We start from the raw sequence: 21,313 nt of genomic DNA, 5'->3' as shown, positions 1-21,313 counted from the left end.
GTGGTGAACGCAGTCGACATGGCCATGATCATAAGAGCGACGACTGACAGTCTCGATCCATCACGGCCACCCGCTGAGGCCACTACGCTGACCTTCGCACCCGCCCTCGAACCCATCCGGATCTGCCGCGATGAGTGTGTTACCGAGCGTTGTTTCGATCGGTCAATCGTGGTCGTAGACGGTGGTATCGATGTCGCGGCCACACAAGGTCGCGCTGACGAGCGGTTCGATGCGCTCCCACCGGCCGCCGGCCAGGCCACAACCAATGCGCGCCATATGGACGGTAGCGGACAGCCGCACGGCGTGCTCGGCGAGGGCCCTCAGGCACCGCTCGACGGCGTCGTATCGGATCGGCGGCCCGCTGCCGCCGGTGCAGATATCGTCGCGCCCAACCGGATAACGTCTGCCCGCCTCTCACCGCTCGATCACGTTTCCGCTCATAGCCGCCGGTCGTGCGCGCGCCGGTGCCGGCACCTCCGGCGCCTTCGGTAGCCGCCGACTTCGGGCGTGGACAGCTGCGAGGGCGCACGGACAAGTAGCCGATGTGCGGATGCCGGATACCGGAAGCTCGGTGCTATGACCGCGTTCAGGCTGCTGTTGGTTTCAAACGCGAGACCAGCGTTAGGCGGAGAACGGGCCTCGCACCGTGACACCCCCATCGACGACAAGGCTCTGCCCGGTCACGTAGGACGAAAGCGGCGAGGCCAGATAGACAGCCGCCGCCGCGGCGTCGTTGGGGACACCGAGCCGGCGCATCGGAATCTCGGGCACCTCGTCGGCGGGCTGCGCAGCATTTGCCACCGCCGTTGCGATGGCGCCGCACGCCACGACGTTCATGCGGATCCCGTCGCCGGCGTACTCCGCAGCGACGGTCTTGGCGAGGCTCGCGAGGCCGGCTTTGGCCGCGCCGTAGCCGGCCTGCGTGGGCGCAGCCATGACGCCGGTGACCGAACCAATGCTCACGATGGATCCGCCCTGTCCCTGGGCCAGGAAGGCACGGATCGCCGCGCGGGCCGCGCGCGCCACATAGCCGAGGTTTATCTCATACGCCAGATCCCAGTCGTCGTCGCTCATCTCGTGCAGCCGTACCGCCGGCACGAACGCGACCTGCCCGCCCACGACGGTCACGAGCGTGTCGAGCCGGCCGAACTCAGCGATGGTGGAGGCAACAAATGCGTCCACCGCCGGCCGGGACCGTACGTCACCAGCAAGCGGAACAGCACGGGCGCCCGACCCGGTCAGCTCCTCGACGGCCTCTCGCGCCCGGCCCGGGTCGATGTCAGCGACAGCGACAGCTGCGCCAGCCCTGGCGAACGCACGCGAGACCGCGCGCCCGATTCCTTCGCCCCCACCTCCGACAACCAGTGCATTCATGCCGTCGAGTGGTTGAGCGAAGCTATTCATGGGCGGATCTTGCCATATCGATCGGCGTCCTGGCGCGACGCACGGATCTGCCGCGAGGCGCTCGCCCTCGTCTGCCCCGACTTCCTCCGCCTGGGGGGCTATTGCGAGTATTCGGCGTGCAGTTCGGCGTACGGCCGACGCTGGTCAGGTAGCGCCTGGTTCTGCCCATGCCGATCTCGGCGCAGCAGTGCGTGCCCGGCGTGCGGGCGCGATGAGCCGGACACTCCTCGGCCAAGGCGCGGACCTGGTCGGCCTCCAGTTCGAACGCCTCGCGGCTGCCGGTGAGCACCAACGTGTCAGCGGCTATGTCCCACCGAAGATGATCGCGAAACTCCTGATGCCAGGTCCGTCGGTGGTCGGCGATCGACCGCGACGGCCACGCGTGACCGGGGAGGACGACGGTGTGCGGCCTGCCAGTCCCCAACCGGGAACGGACCTGCTTCCACCGTGACGGTGGGAACGCGAGACGGTGGTGCAGCAGCACCAGGTCGAGCGGGCGCCCCCAGACATGGTGGGTGGGGAGTGTCGCGCGGCGCAGTGGGAGGTAGACGATCGTGCGCGGCGACCGGGCAGCCAGGCCCCACGCCTGGGCGAACAGGACCGCTGTGTCCTTGTCGAGGCAGAACTGGGCGCCGAGACGGCCCTCATAGAGACCGGCAAACCTCGGCGTTCCCGCCGGCCGTACGACTCGGTACTGATGGCACCCGAGGTGGACCGTGCTGACCATCGCCGGCCATGTGCGGCCGCCCAACCGTTGGCCCACTCCAGCAGCACCCCTCGACCAGTCGTCGTCTCGCCTCCGCCGAGCATTGTCACGGCACCGGCATAAAACGGCGACAGAGTTCCCGGGACGACGGTGAACCCGTCCGTCTGACCTGGGAAGGCCGATGCTTGCTTCATCTTGCCGATTCGGCCTTCCCGGACCCGAGCCAGGATCGTAGTGTGCTTCCATGCCGCCGAGCGCGCGTGAAGCCGGAGGGTCTAACCGCTTCCGAGGCCTCCACGTAATGGATAAGCCCCGCTGGACTACCGTGCATGCGTGCCCAAGCCTGTGGACCTGTCGAGTCCGGCTTCGCGCCGGGAAGCGCTCCGGATGGTGGATGTCGGTGACCCTCGTCCCCATCACGCGATGCTGCGGGAGATCTTCGACCTCGAGAGGACTTGGCGCGAAGGCCCGGACAGTGGCGAGAGCGACGAGTACGAGCAGATCTACGTGACAGCCTTCTTGTTGTTTCTGATCGGTGATCCGGCAGACTCGTGCCGCCTGTATGGCGCGAAATTCCGCACCGGCGACATGGACTTGGGCATCGGCTTTGACGCGCAAGCCATCTTCGGTGCCGGTCGGCACGAGACGCTGCGGTGGCTCGCGGAGAACGGGTACACCGACGAGTGCGCGCATCTTTCCGAGTGGTTGTTGCACGCGGAAGACCCGAGGATCGAAGACTGGGCTCGGCAAGTACGCGACTACTTCTACTCACCGAACGGCGTTTTGCTTCTGGACCAGCTCTGATTGAGAATCTCGTGGCCTGCTGCAATCGTTCATGCGGCGCGGCCGGCGCATGCTCTTCTGCCGCTGATCGGGCGGTGACACCGCAGTAAGGCTCGGATTTCGTTGGACGTCTCCGGTCGCCAGTGGATACCGTCGCCCGGTGAGGCAGGCCAGGCGGTACAGCTACGTTGGGCCTTCTAAGTTGCGCGGCAGGGTGGCGAGCGTGGACGCGGTGGCTGTCGATACTGCTACCGACCTTCTTGGGCGAGGACTCCTTTGAGCGACGCTCCAGATCTCGGCCCGCTGCCCAAACGCATCGCGGTCGACGTGGAACAGGTGCGCAGGCTCGTCGCCAGCCAGTTCCCGCATTGGGCTGACCTCCCGGTCGAGCGGGTCGCCGACGGCGGCTGGGACAACTGGACCTTCCACCTCGGCTCCGGGATGTCAGTGCGCCTGCCGAGCGCGTTGCAGTACACCGAGGCGGTCGACAAGGAGCACAAGTGGCTTCCGGTGCTCGCCCCCCGTCTCCCGCTGCCTATCTCCACCCCACTGGCGAAAGGCGAACCCGGCGAGGGTTACCCGTACTCCTGGTCGATCTACCAGTGGCTCGACGGCGAAACCGCGCGGGTGGACCGCATCGCCGACTCGGTCCGGTTCGCGCTCGACCTGGCCGAGTTCATCGTGGCCCTGCAAGGCGTCGATCCCGCTGACGGCCCCCGTCCAGGCCAGCACAACTGGTACCGGGGTGGCACGCTGCGCACCTACGACGGGGAGGCCAACCGAGGGCTCACGGCACTCGACGGGCGTATCGATGTCGAGATGGCCGGCGAGATCTGGAAGTGCGCCTTGGATGCGCGCTGGGACGGTGTGGAGCGCTGGTTCCACGGTGACATCGCGCAGGGAAATCTCCTGCTCAACAGCGGGCATCTGGCGGCGGTCATCGACTTCGGGAGCTGCGGCGTTGGCGATCCCTCCTGTGACTTGGCGGTCGCTTGGACGTTGCTGACCGGCGACGGCCGGCGGGCGTTCGGGGAGCGACTGTCCGTGGATGACGCGACATGGGCGCGCGGGCGTGGCTGGGCGCTGTGGAAGACGCTTGTCACCTACGCCAACGCGCTGGACGACGGCGAGGCGGCGACGGCGAGCTCCCGGAGGATCCTCGACGAGATCTTCTCCGAGTACACCGACGGCGACAAATCGGTGGGCCAGGCCGCCCGTCGGGTGTCGCGGTGAGAATGGCGTCGAGGTCGCGGTCGAACAGTTCATCGTCGTTCCAGTAGCCGGCATCGAGGGTTGCCTGAGGCATTGAGGATTTACGTAGAACTGCACGAGCATCGCAAGATCTACATCACTGTCATGCCGCGATGCGGGCGGGACTTGGTCCGCCGCTACCCGCCCGCTGAGTCCCGGATGATGGCGTCCATGAGCGATGAGGTACGACGCGCCGTGGTCGCGGCGCTGCAACCGCTTGCCGACAGCCCCAAATTCGGGACCGCGCGGACGCCGGCCGCGCCCTGGCGAGCTTCGCGGATATGCCGGAAGCTCAGCAACCGCTGCAGCAGCTCCTACTCGACGCCGCCGACACGTTCGTCACCCGCGCCACCGCGGAAGCCTTACTCCGGAGGGAGGACGCAACCGGCCTGCCGGCAGTGGCGTCGGCCCTGACCAACGTCGATGACAACCATGCTGACTGGATCCACACCGCAGTCCGTGACGTGTTCACGATCTACGCCTACAAACGGGACGCCGCAACGCGGAGGGCCCGCAGCCACAGATGATGATCCAGTGCGGACGTCTGCCGATGAGTGTGTGTCTGAGCTCGATTGTAGATCGCAATGCGGCAGTCGCGAGTGACAGAGCGTGGCTAGGCGTGGGGCGGGGTGGCTGTGTTCGCGGTGGGACCTCGCCGACGCCGTGGCACAGGCATACCCGGTGGTGATTGCGCTGCTCGAGGCGTGTCCGCCGGGCCGGGCGCTGCACCGCGCAGAGAATCTTGTCGCGATTGCCCGTATGCCGTCGCTGGCGGACCGGCGAATGGAACTGGCGGTTCTCGTTCTGGAGTGGTCGGAACGAGACGCTGGGCCGCGGGCGCAGTGGATGAACTGCCTCGTTCAGTCCGGTGTTGACCTCCGCGACCGGCTCACCGACCCGGACCCGGCGGTCCGCCTCAAGGCCGCGTTGGCCCATGAGGACGATCCGCGCAGCCGTGAACTCATCCTGGCTGCACTAGCCCAGCCACCGCCTCCGGGACTGCACCAATACGCGCTCGTCGCCGCGGCGATCCGCATCGCCCGCGACTTCGACGACATCGCGACGGCAGCTTGCCAGGTGGCCAGTCGAGACAGTTGGGCCGGCTTCGACGACGGCTGGGGAGCACTCGTCTGCTTCGCCTTCCCCCAACGGTACGCCGCGCACCGCCCCCTCACCGGAGCACAGCGAGCGCTGCTTCGGGCACTGGTCAGCAACGACGCACTCTGGGACCCGACGCACGGCAGCTGCGGACTCGTGTTCACACAAGCCGGACTGCCGCGCAGCCGAGCAGCGTGCCACCGGCTCGCAGGGTGACCGTCCCTCAAGGGCCAGACTTTCGGATCTGCCGCGAAGCGGGTGCCTCCCCTCCGTAGTCTGCGACGGCTTCAGCGTCTGTCTCTGAACCAGGGCATCGTAGAGTCCACGACATGCACAGCACCCTGACGGAGCACGCTCGGTGCCTCTACGGCGACGAATATCGACCCACTCCGTCGCGGTGCGGCGCTGATCATGCCGATCACTACTTCATCGAAGAGCTAACCTTCGCCGACGCGGAGTCGATCCTCGCCATGCTGCACGAGCTGTGCCCACACATGATTGACGGCCTCTTGCCGGTATGGGTACGGAACCTGGCCTATCGGCTCGTCCTTCTGCAACGACCCGATGAGCCGGCGCTGATGCGAGAGGCTGCGCAAAACCTCTGGCTACATGGCCCTGACTGGGACGACATCGCCGCAGATCTGGCAGGCCGCGCCGAAGCTTTGGACGCGAGCTGAGCTGGAAGCCCGACGTGAACAAGTTCAAGTGCACAGATTTGCCGCGGTTCGCGCGTCGTCGTAACTGGTGCAAGGGCGACGGCACCCCGCACGTAGCCTTGCCGAGTTGAGTGCATGCCCACGACCGAGCGCTTGATCTTGGATTGATGTGCGCGGTGTGTGCTCTCCAGCCGGTGCCACCGTGGCTCAACCGGTGCCAGCACGGGTCACCCCGGGCGACCGCCGGCCGCAAACGGGGGTTGTGTGCTCCGGGTGTGGTCCTGGGCTGGGAGAACAAGGGTGCGGGTGACGTGGGTGAACGTGGGCCACTCCCTGCCACCCCAGGTGAACCCCAAGGTCGCTAGACTAGGCACTCGCGCCCTCGTAGCTCAGGGGATAGAGCATCGGTTTCCTAAACCGTGTGTCGCAGGTTCGAATCCTGCCGGGGGCACCTCGACGATCAGCAAAAGCGCCACTTGACCTGCGGATACGCCCCTCGGCCGATCAGTCGGCATGTGCAGCCAGATGCCACCAGTAGCCGCCGTTTGCAGCCGTCCATGCAAAATACGTGCAATGATCTTGGGCGCTTGCGCTGGCCTATCCGACCAGGTCAGAGCCCTCTCGATGAGCAGTAACGGAGATCGGTTTGACAGGACCGCGCCCGTGACGACCGCGCAGCCGGTCCCTCCCAGCCGTGCCGACAGGAAGCGCGTTTCGCAGCCATCCTCTCCGGCAGCCAGTCGCGTGACGAGGTGGACCGCTGGGCTACCCGGACCATGCTCGACCTGGAAGGCGTCGAGGTCGACCAAGCCGTGTGGTAGGCACTCGGAATCCTCGCCGGCATCGATCTGCGCCACGGGCCGAAGGAGCCGTACCTGCATGACGATGCACAGGTGGGCGAGTGGCTCACCGAGTTCCGAGAACGGTGCGGGATCATCGGCTGAGCGCCGCCTCGATGCGTTCGTTCATCCGGGTGCGGTCGCCGTCGATGCACTTCGCGTACACCTTGAGCAGCACGTCGACCGAATGCCCGGCCCGCTGCGCGGCCTCGGGTGCCGGCAGCCCGGCGTTGAGCCAGAGCGACACCCCGGCGTGCCGCAGATCGTAGGGTCGGCCGGCCAAGGGTGAGGCGACCCGGTCCGGGGTCAGGCTCACCGTCCGCGCCTCTTCCCAGACGCGGGAGTACGTCGAGGACGCCACCACGTTGCCCTGGTCGCTGCGGAACAGCCGCCTGTCTGCGCCGACGCCGAACCGGTCGATGTGCGCCCGAAGGATCGTCACCAGTTCCGGCAGGATCGGCACCTCCCGCGCTTCGGTGTCGCCCCGGTGCTTGAGTCCTCCGTCGTCGTGTACCTCGCCGCTGTCGGTGTAGCGCTTCCCGGCCGATGGCCGTGACTTCTCCACCGTCAGCAGACCCCAGCCGGTTGCCGGAAGATGGCAGTCCCACTCCCGCAGGCCCAGCGCCTCACTCGGCCGCAGCGCCGCGAAGTAGAGACAGGCGTAGAAGGCGACCAGGCGCTCACCGCGACGACCGTTCTTCCCCCGCCGGCCGACGTACGTCACCCCGGTCAACAGCTCACGCGCCTGACGGATGTTGACCACGACTCGGCGGTCCACCCCCCGGCCACCTTCTGCCGGGACGACCGCACCCGCAGCTTGTCGACCGGGTTGAAGTCCAACAGCTCCAACTCCACGGCGTACTGAAGGACGTTGTAGCACACCGAGCGTCGCCGCCTGGTCGTCGACGCCGCCGCCGGCCGCCCGTCCATCGTCAGCCCCACGGCATCCAACGCGGGACGCACCACCGCGGCCTCCGTCAACGCCGACAACGGCAGGGACGCCTTGCCGAGCCAGCGCAGCGCGGCAGCCACTTCCACCGGCCGATCAAGGCGCCGCGCAAGCGCGACGCAGCGGCCTGCCCGCGCTGGGCCTGCTGGCGGCCTCCGGCCGGCATCGGCCCGCGCGGGCAGCAGGAGACGGACGCAGGTAACCATGTACCTTCGACCGCTCGGGATCTAGCCTCGTGTCTGTCGCCCACCGAGGACGAGGACAAGTTGCCGAACCATCTGGAGAGTTACGACGAGGAGGCGTTCCTCGCCTGGCGTGGTGCGCTACAGCAGCTCACATCAGGGCGGGAGGCAGCGCGGTCCTGGCGCCGGAGCAGGTACCGGTTTGCCCACCGTCTGGGTGAGGCGCTTGTCGGTGCGAGGCATGGCGGGGACGGGATCGAGGGACCCGTGGTCTACGGCGTCTGGCTTCGGTGGGGCCTGCTCTACGTCGGCCAGACGCTGGAGGCGGAGCGACGACTGCGGGATCTCCCGGTCGGGGAGAGCCATCACCTCGCCAACACCTTCCCACCGGAGATCTGGCACAAGGTCCTGGTCGTCGCATGGCCCAAGCTAGCCGAGGCCCAGCCACTCGCAGAGAAGGTTGCCCCCGACGTCGTCGGTTTGGCGCTTGAGCATTTGCTACAAGCCAAACTGCATCCGCTCACAAATTCAGAGCGGCGGACCCCGGACGGGGGATGGCGCCAAGTCGCGTGGGAAACCAGTAGATCCCGCGGCGCTCGCACAGCCCACGAGGTCATCGATCTCTTCGAGGCGGTGCACAAGATCTGGAATCAGGCTGCGACTCAACTCACCGGCGAATGGAACCTGTCTCCGGCGTGCCGCGTAGTCTTCCCGGGGGAGGTCCTGTCAGACGAACAACAGGCACCGTGATGCCCTGATAAACGCCACGGCCGCAACCGACGGGGCGACGGCTGGGCATACCGGTCGAGCTGGGGCCTCTCTCGCGATGCTTGTGCTCGCCGTCGTCGTGGTCGTCCGCAGTCGGCGCGCCGGAGCTGTCAGGCTGGTCGGCGTCAAGCTACATCGTCCTAACGACCTCGCACGGTTGTCTGGAGTCGCCGTCTCCTCGGGGATTGGCCGCTTCATCTGTGTGGGCTGTGGCTGGTAGGGCCTTCGGTCGCTTGGTGGTGTGTTCGGTTCGGTCGGTGTGTTGGTGGTCGGACAGCAGGCCGGCGATGGCGCGGATGGTGGCGTCGAAGTGTTCGCGTCGGCCGTGATAGCGGGCCAGGATCCGCCAGTTCTTGAGGTGGCCGATGACGTGCTCCACTCGGATGCGCTGTGACGAGTGCCGTTTGCGCGCGGCGTCGTGTGCGGCGATGCGCTCGGCGGCAGCGAATTTTGGTGTTTGCGTGGTCTGGGCCTTGGGGTGATCACCGCGCCGGCGGTGTCGGCGCCCAGTCCTTGGTAGCCGGGTGTCGGCGAGGACCTGAACCCCGATCGGCGTGTGGAGAAGCAGGTCGACGAGGCCTGCGGTCCGCGCCTGGGTGAGGTCGTGCATCGAGCCCGGCCGGGTCTCGCCGCAGAACAGCAGCCGACCAGCCGGATCGCAGATCACCAGGGCCTTCATCGTGTTCACCCCGGGCCTTGCCGGACACGAACCGGTCCCGGCCCGCCCGGCCCTCGACCGGTCGGCGGACCCGCACCTCGGTGGCGTCCATCAACGCCCGCGGGTAGTGGCCCAGGTACCCGACCACGCCCGCGAGGCTGCGTAGCCGCACGCCGTCGCGCACCCGGCAGCCACGCTCGGCCAGCAGCGGCCGCACCTCGGCGACCCTGCGGCTAACCGTCGAGCGGTGCACCCCGAACCAGGCGGCCACCACGTCATGGGTCAACCCGTGCCGTAGATGCACCAGCATGGCCACCAACCGGTCCCTGAACACGAACCGGTGTTGTCGCCCCAGCGCCAATCCCACGCCGACGCGCCCGCGCGGCAAGCCGATCACGGTGCCGGGCCTGCCAGCGCGACGCCAGCTCCACAACCAGGCCCTCGATCACCAGCCGAGACAGCCCCGCCATCCGACGATTCATCATGATCGCAGCACCAACCATGACAGAAACAACGACCATCGATGCTCAGGGATCCACAACCGTGCACGAGGTCGTTAGAGAACTCCATGATCACCCATGAGGCCTCACCCGCTTCCCTCGTCTCCACAGAGGCCACCTAAGCCACGAATCCCCAGCTCAAAGCCCTACCCACCGACAACGCAATGGCCCTGGCTTCGCATGAGACGCGCGGCCGGTGAAACTTTCTTCCCTTGCTCGGTAATGATCGCGCTGACGGTGACAGAAGCATGGATGTCAGGGTGCCTGCTGCCAGGGGGAGGGTCGATGGGTCCACCGAAGGACCGTGGCGAGGAATGGTTCACCGAAATCTACCTTGCCCACTATGAACGGATTGTGCGCTACGGCCTGCGCAGGTTGTATGACGGGGACGTCGCAGCCGAGGTCGCCCAAGAAGTGTTCGTCATCGCGTGGCGCCGGCGCGCGGAGGTACCACAGGACTGTCTGCCCTGGCTGTATGCGGTGGCGCGCCGAGTGTTGGCCAACAACAGGCGGGATGGGCGCGCTGCGCCTCAGGCAACGCTCTTCGCCGATGTCATCGGCGGGGGCGGCCGGGCAGTGGTTATGGCGCAGGACAGTTTGGTCGCGGTGGCCGGGGTGCGGGCGGCGTTGGCGACCCTACCAGATATTGATCAGGAGATCTTGCGCCTAATCGGCTGGGAAGAGCTATCCCTCGGTGAGGCCGCAGCCGTTCTTTGCTGCACCCGGACGACTGCGGCGGTGCGGCTGCACCGTGCTCGGAAACGCATGGCCAAGGCGCTGAATGCTCAACTGGATCGTGAAGGGTGAAAGGGGAGAACATGTTTGGTGTGAAGGACACTCGAATGCTGCTGAAGGCGGAGGACCCGGCCAGGGGCGTCATCATTCCCCCTGCGCGGACATCTGTAATCGCGCTCATCGCCCGCGCTGAGGCCACCCGGGATCAGGCGGCCCACGTGCGGCCGGCGCGTCCAATCCGACGACTGGTCCTCACCACGGCGGCCGCCGCGCTGGTCGCTACGGTCGGGGCTGGGACGGTACTGACCGTCGACAGGCAGGAAAGTTCACCGATCACGGCTTCGGCTCCTGGTCAAGTGCTCGTGCCGGTGGCCTACCAGATCACCAACCAGCCACCCGCCGCCGGCGATCACCTGCGGGCCCTCGCATCTCGAATCGGTGCTGCCCCTTACGACACCCGGAGCGGACGGTACACCTACGTCCGCGCCCAGTACTGGGGTGGAGCCATTCAGGAATCCGAAGACGGCCGATACGCCATGAGCTACGTCGAAAAGCTGCAGACGTGGATCGCCGCGGACGGCTCCGGTCACCAGCGCACCGAAGCAGGCGCGGCGCTCTACCCCGACGTGGAATCAGCGGCCTACTTCGCCAAGGTTACTCTGAAGGTCGGTGAAAGACGCGATTCGCCATTGTCCGCCGAGTCGGACGGACTTGAGCCCCTGCCCACGAACCGGCGCGCGCTGGCCCAATTCCTGCACACCACGCAGGATCTGGCCAGCGTCACCAAGGCGGTGGGCATTGTCTACAGCCGATACCCGGTATCGCAGACCTTCCGCGCGATGATCCTCACCACCCTCGCCCAGGTGCCCGGCTTTCAATGGCGAGGAAACGTCACCGACCGGGCCGGCCGCCCCGGCGTCGCCATCACCGGCACCAGCACCAGCACCAACGACGGGGACAAGCAGATCGTTGAAGACCTGCTGATCTTCGACCCGAAGACCGGGGCCCTGCTAGCCCACGAATCGATTAACAACACACACCATCCTAAGCTCAACTACTACAAGGTCTTCCTCGACTACGACCGCACCGACACGATCAACTAGCCCCAGAAGACCCGCGCCGGGCCTGCCGCCCTAAGGCAGGCCCGCCGCATGCCGGGTACTGGCACGAGACGCATCACCAGCTCACGCGGCGTCGATCCTGATCGGACTGAAACCATCGTGCCTGTATGCAAGGTAGGCCACGTTACATCTGACTGCGCATCCATGCGATTGTCGTCTTCTCCAAATCCAGCGAAAAGGCATGTTTGCCTTCGCGTAAACCAACTTCGGCTGCCCAGCCCAGAGAGAGCAACATCGAACGGCATTGGAGACTGGGATGCGACTCCATCTACTGCCAGGGCTGGAGTACCAGGAACGGCATGCCTCCATCAGGAGCGCCTCCGGTAATGCGGTGCATGAGAGCCCGGCGACGCCCTTGTGCTGATGCCAGCAGGATGGCGTGGATGAAGGCGTGGTCGGTCCGCTGGCAATCCTGCAATCCCATCTGCGCCATTGATTGTCCGTTCGCCACTGCCCACCCTTCAGTCTCAACCAACGGATTTAGCCTAATGAGTAGAGCATCACTATTTGTACCCTGGGCTGTTCCCTTTATATGTTTTGCCGGCATAGCTATCGCATCGTTGGCGGCAACTGGCATCGAAAAGGCTCGCGCATACCGATCAAGAAAGCGGATGCCGAGGCCAGGCCAGGAAATGGACCACCCTGAGAGACGTTTCGTGACTGGTTTGGAGGCGTCGCCGGGGCGGGGTGGTCAGATCTGCGCTGGCGGTGTAAGAGGCGACCAGGAGCACGAGGGTATCGGTGACGATAACCATTTCCGGCCGTTGATTTAATGGTTGGAAGCGGGTCCACCGTCAACGGGCCAGCGCCAGCACTGCCTTCTCCGATGATCCGTGCGCGCAGCCCTCAAAGAAGGCTGACGGCTGCCGACGCTGGCAGCCGGCAACGTGCCTCACCACGTGCGCCAGCGGCCTCACCAGCGCACACCACAAACACCCTGCCCACGACGCTGCCGGCACTGCGCCCGCAAGTCCCATCAAACAGCTGCCGCTCCTTGAACACGCGGATCTCTGACCAGGATGCTGATCTTCTGCAGTACAGCGTTCGTCGGCAGCAACGGGCAGTCCCGGCCGCCTCGGTGATGTCGCCTGATCGCGATGGGTGGCAGCCGGTCCCGGCCGGATCCCCGAACACCGTGGTCGGATCCACGTCCTACCGCGCCCGGCGCCTCAGACCAGCCCTTTTCAAGGACTGGGCATACCAGACGAAGGAGGAACAGCCCCGATGAGGGACACGACACCGCCACATCCACGAGGCGCTGACGATTGCGTCAGATGAGAGGCGGATCGCCCTGTGACGTCAGCGGCCTCGACCCGCGGGCCGAGGAGGAGACGGTGACCTGAGCCGTGCGCCGCCTCGTTGCGGCAGCGATCATGGAGCAGGCACGGCGTGGTTGACAGAGGGGCCGGGCGATCATAATCGCCGGGTAATACTGTTGATCGTGATTAGGATCTTGTTGGCCGAGGACATGCACCTCATCCGTGGTGCGCTGGTCGCGCTACTCGATCTGGAGCCGGACATGCGGGTCGTGGGTGAGGTCGCGACCGGCGAGGAAGCCGTGGCGCAGGCGCTGGCGTCGGGCCCCGACGTAGTGGTCCTGGACATTCAGATGCCCGGTCGGCTCGATGGTCTCGCCGCGGCCGAGGAACTGCGGGCCGGGGCGCCGCGGAGCGCGGTGCTCATGCTGACCTCGATCGGCCGGCCCGAGCTGTTGCGCAGGTCTCTGCAAGCGGGCGCCCGCGGTTTCATGCTCAAGGACGCGTCGCCCGACCGGCTCACCGACGCCATCCGCCGGGTCGCCGCGGGCGAGACCGTCCTCGACGCGGGGTTGGCCGCCGCCGCGATCGCGGGGCCGGTGAACCCGCTCGCCGCGCGGGAGGTCGAGGTGTTGCGGATGGCCGGTGACGGCGCCGACCTCGCGGAGATCGCCGCGGCGCTGTTTCTGAGCAAGGGAACGGTACGCAACTATCTCGGCACGATCGTCACGAAGCTAGGCGCGCGGAACCGGCTCGACGCCGTCCGCATCGCCATCGAGCACGGCTGGATATAGCACCCGCAGCTCGTACGTGCCGCTGTGGCCGGCGGTGGTCAGCTCTCCGCCCGTCGCGGCGACCCGTGCCGCGAGGTTCGCGGTGCCCCGACCCTTTCCCCGTAGGCCGCCGGCACCGTCGTTGCGGACCCGCAACCCGCCCCGGGTGATCTCGATGAGGCAGGACGTGGCAGCGCTGTGTCGTAGCACGTTGGTGACGGCCTCGCGCAGCACGATCGCGAGCAGCCGGTCCCGGTGGCATTCGTTCACCGGCACCCGCCGCACGGTCACATCGATGCCGGCCGCCTCCAGAATCGACCTGGCCGAGGTGATCTCGGCGTCCAGCGACAGGTCGGACTCCTCGTCGAGCGCGATGGCGCGCAGGGCCCGTAGCTGGCTCCCCGCGATCGAGGTGATCTCGGCGATCTGCTCGTCCACGGCGTCCGGTGCGCTCAAGCGGCTGGCCAGCTCCGCCCGTACGGTGATGGCCGAAAGCCCTTGTCCTAGCAGGTCGTGCACATCGTGCGAGATGCGTCGGCGCTCGCGGGCGACGGCGATTCCGGCCAGCGCGAGCCTGGTCTGGTGCGCCTCGAAGACCAGCCGGGTCTGTGTGGCGAGGCCGTAGACCATGACCGCGATGGCGACCGCGTTGAAACCCCAGTACAGATTCCTCCCGATCGGATAGCCGCGGGCGGCGAGGATCGCGCAGAGCAGGCCGACCGCCGCCGCGGCGGCCGGCCACCACGCCCGGCCGAACAGCAGGAACGTGCCGGCCAGGAACCCGGCCAGCTGCGGATACGGCTGCCCCGGGTAGAGCAGCGTGGCGACGGTGAGAGCGACCAGCGTGGCGGCCGTCCAGGGGGCGCGCCGGGGAAACTCGCCGGGCGGGCGCGGCAGCGAGTGGTAGAACTGCAGCCCGAGGATGCCGGCCGCGATCAGTGAGGGTGCCGGGCGGCCGCCGACGTAGATGAGCGAGAGCACCAGATAGCCGCCGTGCACCACCGCGAGGATGGGCAGTGCGAGCCGCGGCATGAGATCTTCCTGCGCGGCGGCCGGGGTCGCCCGCTCGGGGATAGCCCGGGCCAGCGCCGCGGTCTCCCGGGAGATCCTGATGATCTCGGCGAGGTTGCGTCTGGCCGCGTGCGCGATGATCTGCGACAGGCCCAGCCCGATCGCGTCGTCCAGGTCGCGGGCGGCGCGCGAGCGCTCGTCGGTCACCGAGCGGGCGACCAACTCGGCCCGGGCCGCGTCGACCGCCGCTCTCGTGTCGCCGAGCCGGGTCACCCCGAACAGGACCAGCCCCTGGCACAGCGCGTTGAGCAGCGCCAGCCCGATGTCGAACGGCGTGGCCGGCACCAGCAACGCCGCGGTGGCGACCACCCCGGCGAACAGGCACCAGCGCGGCCACCCCCGCAACAGCAGCAGCGACGACGCGGCCACCGGGCCCGCCGCCGCCGGCCCCGCCCACGGCAGCAGAACCACCTGGACGGCAAGCGTCCAACGGTTGCGCCACGGGGTCAGGCAGTGTAGCGCCTGCACCGCCAGGACCACCGCCAGCGGCAGGTCCGGGATCGGGTGCAGCGGGTCGAAGGCCACGCCCACCAGGACCAGCAGGACGATCAAAACTTTGGCACCTTAGGTCCGGGTCGTGCATTCCGCACGCGCATTCGAGGTGGCGGGCACTGATGCCGGGGCCGGCCATCTCGGCAGGCTGAGTCACATGAACAAAGTGATCATCGCAGGCATCGCGGCCCTCGCCGCCGTGACCCTCTGCCCCTCCCCGGCCCACGCCGACGTTCCCGACCTGGACGCGGTGGTCGACCGCACGGTCAGCGCGCTGATGGCGCAGCACCGGATCCCTGGCGCCGCCGTGGTCGTCGTCGAAGACGGCCGGACAGTACTCAGCCGGGGCTACGGCGTCGCCGACGTCCGGACCCGCCGCCCGGTGGACCCGGCCACCCCGTTCCTCACCGGATCGCTCGCCAAGGTCTTCACCACCGAGGCCGTGCTCCAACTCGTCGCACAGGGCAGGCTCGACCTGAACGCCGACGTCAACCACTACCTCACCGCGTTCAAGATCAAAGACACCTATCCGGGCCGGCCGGTCACCCTGCACCATCTGCTGACGTACACCGCGGGCTTCGACGACGACATCATCGGCCTCGCCGGAGAGGACCCGGCCAATGTCGACTCCCTCGCCGAGAGCGTCAAGACCCGCCAGCCCGCGCGGGTACGTCCACCCGGCACCCGCATCGCCTACGACAACTACGCCCTCGCGCTGGCCGGCCACCTCGTCGAGGTCGCCTCCGGCGAGCCGTACGCGCAATACGTCGCCGAGCACGTGTTCGCCGCCCACGGCATGACCGGCTCCAGCGCCGCCCTGCCGCACCCCGCCGCGATCGAGGCACGGCTGGCCCACGGCTACCGGCCCGACGGCGACGGTTACGTCGAGGGGAAAGGTCAGTACGCCCCCTGGACACCGTCCGGGACCGGACCCGCCGTCACCCCCGACGACATGGGCCACTACATGATCGACCAGCTCGGTGACGACCCGATCGCCACCACCATGCGGCAGCGGCACTTCACTCAGGACCCGCGCATGCCCGGCATGGGCTACGTCCTCGAGGAACGCCCCCGCGACGGCCGTGCGCTGCTCTACAAGGACGGCGACGTCCCCGGCTTCCACAACGTCATGGCGCTGATGCCGGCCGAGCGGTTCGGTGTCTTCGTCGTGTTCAACGGTGACGGCACCGACACCGCGGCACCGTGGGACGCCCAGAAGATCACCAACCTGATCGTCGACACCCGTTTCCCTGCTGCCAAGGCCACCCCCGTCGCCGCCCCGGCGTCCGGCGACGTCTCCCGCCACACCGGCGTCTACCGATCCGCCCGCACCAGCCACACCAGCCTGATGAAGGTCTCCACCCTGCTCGCCGCGCCGACGGTCACGGCCGGCCCTGACGGCACCCTCACCACGACCGGCCTGTCTCCCGACCCCGACCGCGACACCCAGCACTGGATCCCGATCGCGCCCGGCCTGTTCCAGGAACGTGACGGCCAGGCCCGAATCTCGTTCACCGGCGACGGCACACTCGTCTCATCCGCGCTGCCGTCCGAGGTCTACGAGAAACTTCCCTGGTACGACACGCCCACCCTGCACCTGCCGCTGTTCGGCGCCGGCGCGCTGGCACTCATCCTCGCCGCCCTCGGACTTCCCCTGGCCGGCGCCGTCCGCCGCGCCCGGAAACGCCGCTCCTGTCTGCCCGCCCGGCTCGCCACGCTCACCGCCTGGACCTCCGCCGCCCTGGCCGCTGGCTTCCTGACCGGCTTCGCCCTGCTGTCCGCCGACCCAAACGCACTCATGGAAGCCGTCTCGCTGGGCTCCCCGCGCCTGGCGATCCTTCCGGTGCTCGCCACAGCGGCGCTGGCGTTCGCCGTGCCGATGATCCCAGCGACCGCCGCGGCCTGGCGACACGGATGGTGGACACTGCCCGGACGGACCGCATACACCCTGCTCACCCTCAGCGCGGTGCCCTTCTTCACCATCGCCCTCACCTACCACCTGCTCCTGTTCTGACCTGGATCTATTGTCCGGCGCGAAAAGCACCATCCGCAGGACGTCTGGGCGGCTGCCGGAGGCTGTCGCGCCGCGCACGATGCGGCCAGATGGTGTCCAGGGTGAGCAGCGTGCCGACCGGGTGCAGCTGTCCGGGTAGGTCCTTGACCGCGAACACCACGAGGTGCCCTGGGTGGTGGTGGTCGGCTCGTCGAAGAGGCCCTTCATGCTGCCGGCGACGTAGGGGTGCAGTCGAGCGGCGACTCGGCCGCCGGCGTCGTCGGTGCCCTCCAGCGCGGCCATCACATCGGCCAGCAGCGGCGCCGGTCGTCTCCAGGCGCGCGGATCGGTGGTGATGCCCTTCGCCCGGTACGCCGCGAGCACGGCGACGTCCAGCGAGCGGGCCTCGTCGCCGAGCAGCCCTAGAACTCATTACGTATCATTTGCTATCGGCTCCTTCATGCGGAAGGTTGAATAGTGATAGCTCAGGACTGGTATACGATTGAGCAGGTCGCCGAACGGCTCGGTCTCCATGTGGCCACGGTTCGCAGTTATGTGCGGGACGGCCGACTGAACGCGGTGCGCATCGGGAAGCAGTACCGGGTGGCCCGGGCCGACTTCGAGGCGCTGACCGGCCGGCCCGCCGACCGGCACGCGTACGACCGCCGAGTCGAGGTCTCCACTGTTCTCGACGTCGATGGCATTGACGGCGACACCGCCGACCGGATCATCGCCCTGCTTGACGGCCTGCCGAGAGGCCCACAGGACGGGCCCGCGCTGCACATGCAGACGGCGCGCGACCTGGACGGGACAAGGGTGAAGGTCCTCACCACCGGCGGGGTGCGGGCCACCGTGGAGATCCTTCGGCTTGTCGCCGCGCTGGTTGAGGAGGAGACGGCATGAACCAGCAGTTCACCGGCACCATCGCACTGCCCGATGGCACGCTCGTCCGTGGCCGGGGCCGGCGCGAACCTTTCCCGTCGGGTCTTCTGCCGGACTTCGGGCTCTACCTAGGTCACCCACCCGACGCCCCGCGTCGCGGCCTCAGCCGCCTCTTCCCCCGACGCGTCCCGTGGCAGCCGGACTGGCCCGCCAACTGGATCCTCTGGCCGGACTTCCGCACCCCGCGCGACTCTGAGGACGCAGCCGCGAAAATCGCCGCCGCATACCGGCTCGCTCGCTCCGGCCAGCACGTCGAGATCGCGTGCACCGGCGGCACCGGCCGGACCGGCACGGTGATCGCCTGCCTGGCCGTGCTGGCCGGACACCCCGTCGACGACGCGATCACCTGGACCCGCAACCACTACCGCCCACGCGCCGTGGAAACACCGGGCCAGCGGCGTTGGATCGCGTGGTTCGCCCACCACCACACCGGCTGGAGGCGGCCCTAGACCAGGTGGGGTGTGGGGCCATGCGGGCTGGCCTGCGGCCCGCACGACGTTGGGTTATACCCGATACGTGCCGGGGACGCTGGGTAGCGTGACAGCCCTTGAGCCGTCTGATCGCCTACCCGTTCGACGCCGTTGTCGAGGAGTGGTGCATGCCCTCGTCCGCGAGCGTTTGCGCGACCGTGAGGCTGTCCTCGTACACGTGGTAGCGGATGATCAGACCGTCCTCGGCGGTGACGTGCAGTGCGACCGGGAAGGTGTACGCCCTGCCGGTGGCCTTCACCGTCTGCGAGATTTCTCCTAGGACTACCGCGTCCTTGCCGTCGACGAGGATCCGGGCTACCGACGCGCCTCGCCTGTCGGGTACGTGGAAGGCATCCAGCGCGCGGAAGTGGTCGGCGACGTCGGCGCGGGTCGAACGGGGACGAATCCATGGCACCGCCGGGTGGCCCTCGACTGGCCAGTCCACCTGCCAGTCGACCTGCTCGGCGAACAGGTCAGCGATCCGGTCTGGGTCACCGTCGCCTATCCGGCGGAGGAGTTCCTCCACGACGGCGCGGGTGTTCACGTCCTGCTGCCTCGATACGTCGACAGGTGCGGCCGCGTCCGCGCTTCCGGTGAACTGGTAGTCGTACCGGATCCTCCCGTCCTGGCCGAGCAGGATGAAGACAAGAGCTGTCCAGGCGGTGTTCCCGCCGCTAGCAGGGACCATGCGAATAGTGAACTTTATGGCGTTGTGATGGCTTTCAACATCGTTCGCGGAGATAAAGACGAACCCTCCCGTCTGCACGAACTCCTCGTACGCGTCAGTGACCCGAGCCTCGATGGCCGCATGCCCGCGATGCTCCGCGGACTCAGTAGCTTCGACGCCGTCCTCGGCCCATAGTTCAGTGATGGTCTTGTGCCGGGCGTCCGAGTCGGGCTCGTTCCACACGCCCACGTAGCGGTCGACGAACTCGTTGATGTCAATCACAATCTCTTCCTTCGTTTCTGACCCTGGGGGTGGCGGGCAGGAGTTGGGGGCTTGGTTCCCTGGTTCGTGCTCACGTCAGCACTGTTCCTGACCCGCCACGTGGCCCTTAGCCGAGACGTTACGGGCGGTCTCCTGACACCTCCTGTCAGTGGATCGCGGCACACTTGTCGTCATGCGCGCGAGCCGTCTGGTGTCCATCCTGATGCTGCTGCAGACCCGCGGCCGGATGACGGCCCAGGCACTGGCGGAGACCTTGGAGGTGTCGGTACGCACCGTCTACCGGGACATGGAATCCCTCAGCGCGGCGGGCATCCCGCTGTTCGGCGAAGCGGGGCACGACGGCGGCTACCAATTGCTCGACGGCTACCGCACCCGGCTGACCGGCCTCACCGTCGCAGAGGCGGAGTCGCTGTTCCTGACCGGGCTACCGACGGCCGCCGCAGACCTCGGCTTGGGCGCCGTCGTGACCGCCGCGCAACTCAAACTCATGGCCTCGCTGCCGGCGGAACTACGCGACCGCGCTGGACGGATCTCCGAACGCTTCCACCTCGACGCGCCGTCATGGTACCGCGACGCCGACCACACACCGCACCTGACGGCGGTCGCGGACGCCGTGTGGAACCAGCTCACCGTACGGATGCGCTATCTGCGATGGGCGGAGCCCCACGAGGTCACCCGGACAGTGGACCCCTACGGGCTGGTCCTCAAGGCAGGCCACTGGTATCTCTTGGCCCGCAGCGCGGGCCAGTTCCGCGCCTACCGGATCTCCCGACTGCTGGCCCTCGACGTGCTCACCGAGCGGTTTGATCGGATAGAAGGGTTCGACCTGGGCAGCTACTGGCAGACCTACCTGGAACGCTTCGACACCCGCCGCCATCAGGGCCAGGCGACTCTCCGCCTCTCCCCGAACGCCCTGAAACGGCTGCCACACATCATGGAACCGGCCATAACCCAAGCCGCCAGCCGGACGGCGACCGAACCAGATCCGGACGGCTGGACCCGAGTCACCATCCCGATCGAGTCCATCGACCAGGCCATCCCCGAACTCCTGAAACTCGGAGCCGACGCCGAGATCCTCGCCCCCCAGGAACTGCGCGAACGGATCACCCAAACCCTCGACACGATGATCCTCATCTACCAGCGACGACAACGGCCCACTTAGCGCCACCGTGACCGGGGCCACGAGGAACTTCTCGACTCGAGGCGATCCAAGCTCGGCGTACTGATGGTGGACGTCGACGACTCGGTAGCGAGGCCTGCCGTGCAGGGTGTCTTCGAACGTGACCTCTCGCTGGTCAGTTACCTGAAGTGACGCCCATCGCGCGGCCCGGCACACCTTTGTGTGCCGGGCCGCGCCTTGAGGATCCGATGACCTGCCGATGCCGCTCTCACTCCCTCGTCGGGTCCTTGAGCACGCCGGGCAGGGGGCGGACGCCCGGGATCCTCGACGGCAACGGGCGGCTGGCGTCCGCCCCGCGCTTCCTGGCGTTCAACTCGGCGCTGTCCCGCCGCCCCGGCCGGTGTGGGTCGGGGCGGCGGGACAGGTTGGGTCATGCCGGCGCGCTGGACACACGGTCGGCGTTGCGCCAGAGGTGGATCGCGAGCCAGGTGACCGAGATCGTGAGTAGCAGCAGTCCGACCTGGAGTGCGGCCTCGGGTACGGCGGCGCGCAGGGCCACCGGGACTGAGCCGACCGCGTACAGCGCCAGGGCGGGTC

Annotated in this window: 19 protein-coding genes, 1 tRNA gene and 3 pseudogenes; 15 read left to right on the top strand and 8 right to left on the bottom strand. The window is 67.6% G+C overall.

The features are described from left to right. Positions 1-621 precede the first annotated feature (621 nt). Positions 622-1,374: an SDR family NAD(P)-dependent oxidoreductase gene (locus E1182_RS18450; RefSeq protein ID WP_132266919.1), complete on the bottom strand. Its 753-nt coding sequence runs from the start codon at positions 1,372-1,374 to the stop codon at positions 622-624. Positions 1,375-2,443: 1,069 nt separating this feature from the next. Here E1182_RS18450 and E1182_RS18445 point away from each other — a divergent pair. The 7 genes and pseudogenes from E1182_RS18445 to E1182_RS33020 all read left to right on the top strand — a co-directional run bounded on the left by E1182_RS18445 (position 2,444) and on the right by E1182_RS33020 (position 6,842). Continuing rightward, positions 2,444-2,914 carry a hypothetical protein gene (locus E1182_RS18445; RefSeq protein ID WP_132266909.1) on the top strand — a complete coding sequence of 157 codons (471 nt, stop codon included), beginning with the start codon at positions 2,444-2,446 and terminating at the stop codon, positions 2,912-2,914. Between the two features lie 255 nt (positions 2,915-3,169). After that, entirely contained in the window at positions 3,170-4,126 is a 957-nt protein-coding gene (locus E1182_RS18440) for an aminoglycoside phosphotransferase family protein (RefSeq protein ID WP_132266907.1), read from the top strand. 299 nt (positions 4,127-4,425) lie between these two features. Then, a complete protein-coding gene (locus E1182_RS18435; RefSeq protein ID WP_132266905.1) occupies positions 4,426-4,671 on the top strand; it encodes a hypothetical protein in 246 nt (81 codons plus the stop codon). A 154-nt stretch (positions 4,672-4,825) separates the two neighbouring features. After that, a complete protein-coding gene (locus tag E1182_RS18430; RefSeq protein WP_207921437.1) occupies positions 4,826-5,458 on the top strand; it encodes a hypothetical protein in 633 nt (210 codons plus the stop codon). 113 nt (positions 5,459-5,571) lie between these two features. Further along, on the top strand, positions 5,572-5,919 hold the full coding sequence (locus tag E1182_RS18425) for a hypothetical protein (RefSeq protein WP_132266902.1): 348 nt from the start codon (positions 5,572-5,574) through the stop codon (positions 5,917-5,919). Between the two features lie 357 nt (positions 5,920-6,276). Further along, a tRNA-Arg gene (locus E1182_RS18420) sits at positions 6,277-6,349 on the top strand. 173 nt (positions 6,350-6,522) lie between these two features. Continuing rightward, positions 6,523-6,842, top strand: a pseudogene (locus E1182_RS33020) (hypothetical protein). On the opposite strand, the gene E1182_RS18410 reads toward E1182_RS33020, so the two are convergent. Together E1182_RS18410 and E1182_RS32315 are read right to left on the bottom strand one after the other, a co-directional pair. Continuing rightward, positions 6,832-7,515, bottom strand: coding sequence for a site-specific integrase (locus E1182_RS18410; RefSeq protein WP_243706290.1), 684 nt, complete (start codon positions 7,513-7,515; stop codon positions 6,832-6,834). The pseudogene E1182_RS33020 and the gene E1182_RS18410 sit on opposite strands and share 11 nt — an antisense overlap. Further along, entirely contained in the window at positions 7,467-7,775 is a 309-nt protein-coding gene (locus E1182_RS32315) for a hypothetical protein (RefSeq protein WP_243706289.1), read from the bottom strand. Before E1182_RS32315 ends, E1182_RS18410 begins: the two co-directional genes overlap by 49 nt. 360 nt (positions 7,776-8,135) lie before the next feature. Between E1182_RS32315 and E1182_RS18405 the strand changes: the two genes are divergently transcribed. Next, on the top strand, positions 8,136-8,618 hold the full coding sequence (locus E1182_RS18405; protein WP_132266900.1) for a hypothetical protein: 483 nt from the start codon (positions 8,136-8,138) through the stop codon (positions 8,616-8,618). Between the two features lie 148 nt (positions 8,619-8,766). Here E1182_RS18405 and E1182_RS32310 read toward each other — a convergent pair whose 3' ends face one another. Both E1182_RS32310 and E1182_RS32305 read right to left on the bottom strand, forming a co-directional pair. Then, complete coding sequence (locus tag E1182_RS32310) at positions 8,767-9,315, bottom strand: transposase family protein (RefSeq protein WP_243706288.1); 549 nt, start codon at positions 9,313-9,315, stop codon at positions 8,767-8,769. Positions 9,316-9,541: 226 nt separating this feature from the next. After that, a pseudogene (locus E1182_RS32305) lies at positions 9,542-9,604 on the bottom strand (transposase family protein); the annotation flags it as partial. Positions 9,605-10,079: 475 nt separating this feature from the next. Between E1182_RS32305 and E1182_RS18395 the strand changes: the two are divergent. From E1182_RS18395 to E1182_RS18385, 3 genes are all read left to right on the top strand, one after another. After that, on the top strand, positions 10,080-10,601 hold the full coding sequence (locus E1182_RS18395) for an RNA polymerase sigma factor (RefSeq protein ID WP_132266898.1): 522 nt from the start codon (positions 10,080-10,082) through the stop codon (positions 10,599-10,601). A gap of 35 nt (positions 10,602-10,636) precedes the next feature. Further along, positions 10,637-11,632 carry a CU044_5270 family protein gene (locus tag E1182_RS18390; RefSeq protein ID WP_132266896.1) on the top strand — a complete coding sequence of 332 codons (996 nt, stop codon included), beginning with the start codon at positions 10,637-10,639 and terminating at the stop codon, positions 11,630-11,632. 1,459 nt (positions 11,633-13,091) lie between these two features. Next, a complete protein-coding gene (locus tag E1182_RS18385) occupies positions 13,092-13,700 on the top strand; it encodes a DNA-binding response regulator (protein WP_132266917.1) in 609 nt (202 codons plus the stop codon). On the opposite strand, the gene E1182_RS18380 is transcribed toward E1182_RS18385, so the two are convergent. Then, positions 13,641-15,302 (bottom strand): sensor histidine kinase, encoded by a 1,662-nt coding sequence (locus E1182_RS18380; RefSeq protein WP_132266893.1) that lies wholly within the window; start codon positions 15,300-15,302, stop codon positions 13,641-13,643. The two genes, E1182_RS18385 and E1182_RS18380, sit on opposite strands and share 60 nt — an antisense overlap. A 97-nt stretch (positions 15,303-15,399) precedes the next feature. On the opposite strand from E1182_RS18380, the gene E1182_RS18375 reads away from it, so the two are divergent. Continuing rightward, positions 15,400-17,256, top strand: a complete 1,857-nt coding sequence (locus E1182_RS18375; protein ID WP_132266891.1) for a serine hydrolase — start codon at positions 15,400-15,402, stop codon at positions 17,254-17,256. A 40-nt stretch (positions 17,257-17,296) separates the two neighbouring features. On the opposite strand, the pseudogene E1182_RS32300 reads toward E1182_RS18375, so the two are convergent. Next, positions 17,297-17,658, bottom strand: a pseudogene (locus tag E1182_RS32300) (conjugal transfer protein TraC); the annotation flags it as partial. Positions 17,659-17,712: 54 nt separating this feature from the next. On the opposite strand from E1182_RS32300, the gene E1182_RS18365 reads away from it, so the two are divergent. Both E1182_RS18365 and E1182_RS18360 read left to right on the top strand, forming a co-directional pair. Further along, positions 17,713-18,138, top strand: a complete 426-nt coding sequence (locus E1182_RS18365; protein WP_243706287.1) for a helix-turn-helix domain-containing protein — start codon at positions 17,713-17,715, stop codon at positions 18,136-18,138. Further along, a complete protein-coding gene (locus E1182_RS18360) occupies positions 18,135-18,626 on the top strand; it encodes a phosphatase (RefSeq protein ID WP_132266889.1) in 492 nt (163 codons plus the stop codon). Before E1182_RS18365 ends, E1182_RS18360 begins: the two co-directional genes overlap by 4 nt. Positions 18,627-18,741: 115 nt before the next feature. Here E1182_RS18360 and E1182_RS18355 read toward each other — a convergent pair whose 3' ends face one another. Further along, positions 18,742-19,596 carry a nuclear transport factor 2 family protein gene (locus E1182_RS18355; protein ID WP_243706286.1) on the bottom strand — a complete coding sequence of 285 codons (855 nt, stop codon included), beginning with the start codon at positions 19,594-19,596 and terminating at the stop codon, positions 18,742-18,744. Positions 19,597-19,768: 172 nt separating this feature from the next. Here E1182_RS18355 and E1182_RS18350 point away from each other — a divergent pair, with 172 nt between their 5' ends. Next, positions 19,769-20,758, top strand: a complete 990-nt coding sequence (locus E1182_RS18350; protein ID WP_132266886.1) for a YafY family protein — start codon at positions 19,769-19,771, stop codon at positions 20,756-20,758. Positions 20,759-21,313: the final 555 nt, after the last annotated feature.

It is taken from the genome of Micromonospora sp. KC721, from assembly GCF_004348355.1.
Taxonomy (GTDB): Bacteria; Actinomycetota; Actinomycetes; order Mycobacteriales; family Micromonosporaceae; genus Micromonospora.
This window is presented reverse-complemented; position numbering and strand designations above follow the sequence as displayed.

What these genes read in the sequence shown, in the direction of transcription:
- E1182_RS18390 (WP_132266896.1), top strand. Translation starts at nt 10,637, where the DNA reads ATGCTGCTGAAGGCGGAGGACCCGGCCAGGGGCGTCATCATTCCCCCT.
- E1182_RS18350 (WP_132266886.1), top strand. Translation starts at nt 19,769, where the DNA reads ATGCGCGCGAGCCGTCTGGTGTCCATCCTGATGCTGCTGCAGACCCGC.
- E1182_RS32310 (WP_243706288.1), bottom strand. Translation starts at nt 9,315, where the DNA reads ATGAAGGCCCTGGTGATCTGCGATCCGGCTGGTCGGCTGCTGTTCTGC.
- E1182_RS18435 (WP_132266905.1), top strand. Translation starts at nt 4,426, where the DNA reads ATGCCGGAAGCTCAGCAACCGCTGCAGCAGCTCCTACTCGACGCCGCC.
- E1182_RS18450 (WP_132266919.1), bottom strand. Translation starts at nt 1,374, where the DNA reads ATGAATGCACTGGTTGTCGGAGGTGGGGGCGAAGGAATCGGGCGCGCG.
- E1182_RS18425 (WP_132266902.1), top strand. Translation starts at nt 5,572, where the DNA reads ATGCACAGCACCCTGACGGAGCACGCTCGGTGCCTCTACGGCGACGAA.
- E1182_RS18395 (WP_132266898.1), top strand. Translation starts at nt 10,080, where the DNA reads ATGGGTCCACCGAAGGACCGTGGCGAGGAATGGTTCACCGAAATCTAC.
- E1182_RS18360 (WP_132266889.1), top strand. Translation starts at nt 18,135, where the DNA reads ATGAACCAGCAGTTCACCGGCACCATCGCACTGCCCGATGGCACGCTC.
- E1182_RS18375 (WP_132266891.1), top strand. Translation starts at nt 15,400, where the DNA reads ATGAACAAAGTGATCATCGCAGGCATCGCGGCCCTCGCCGCCGTGACC.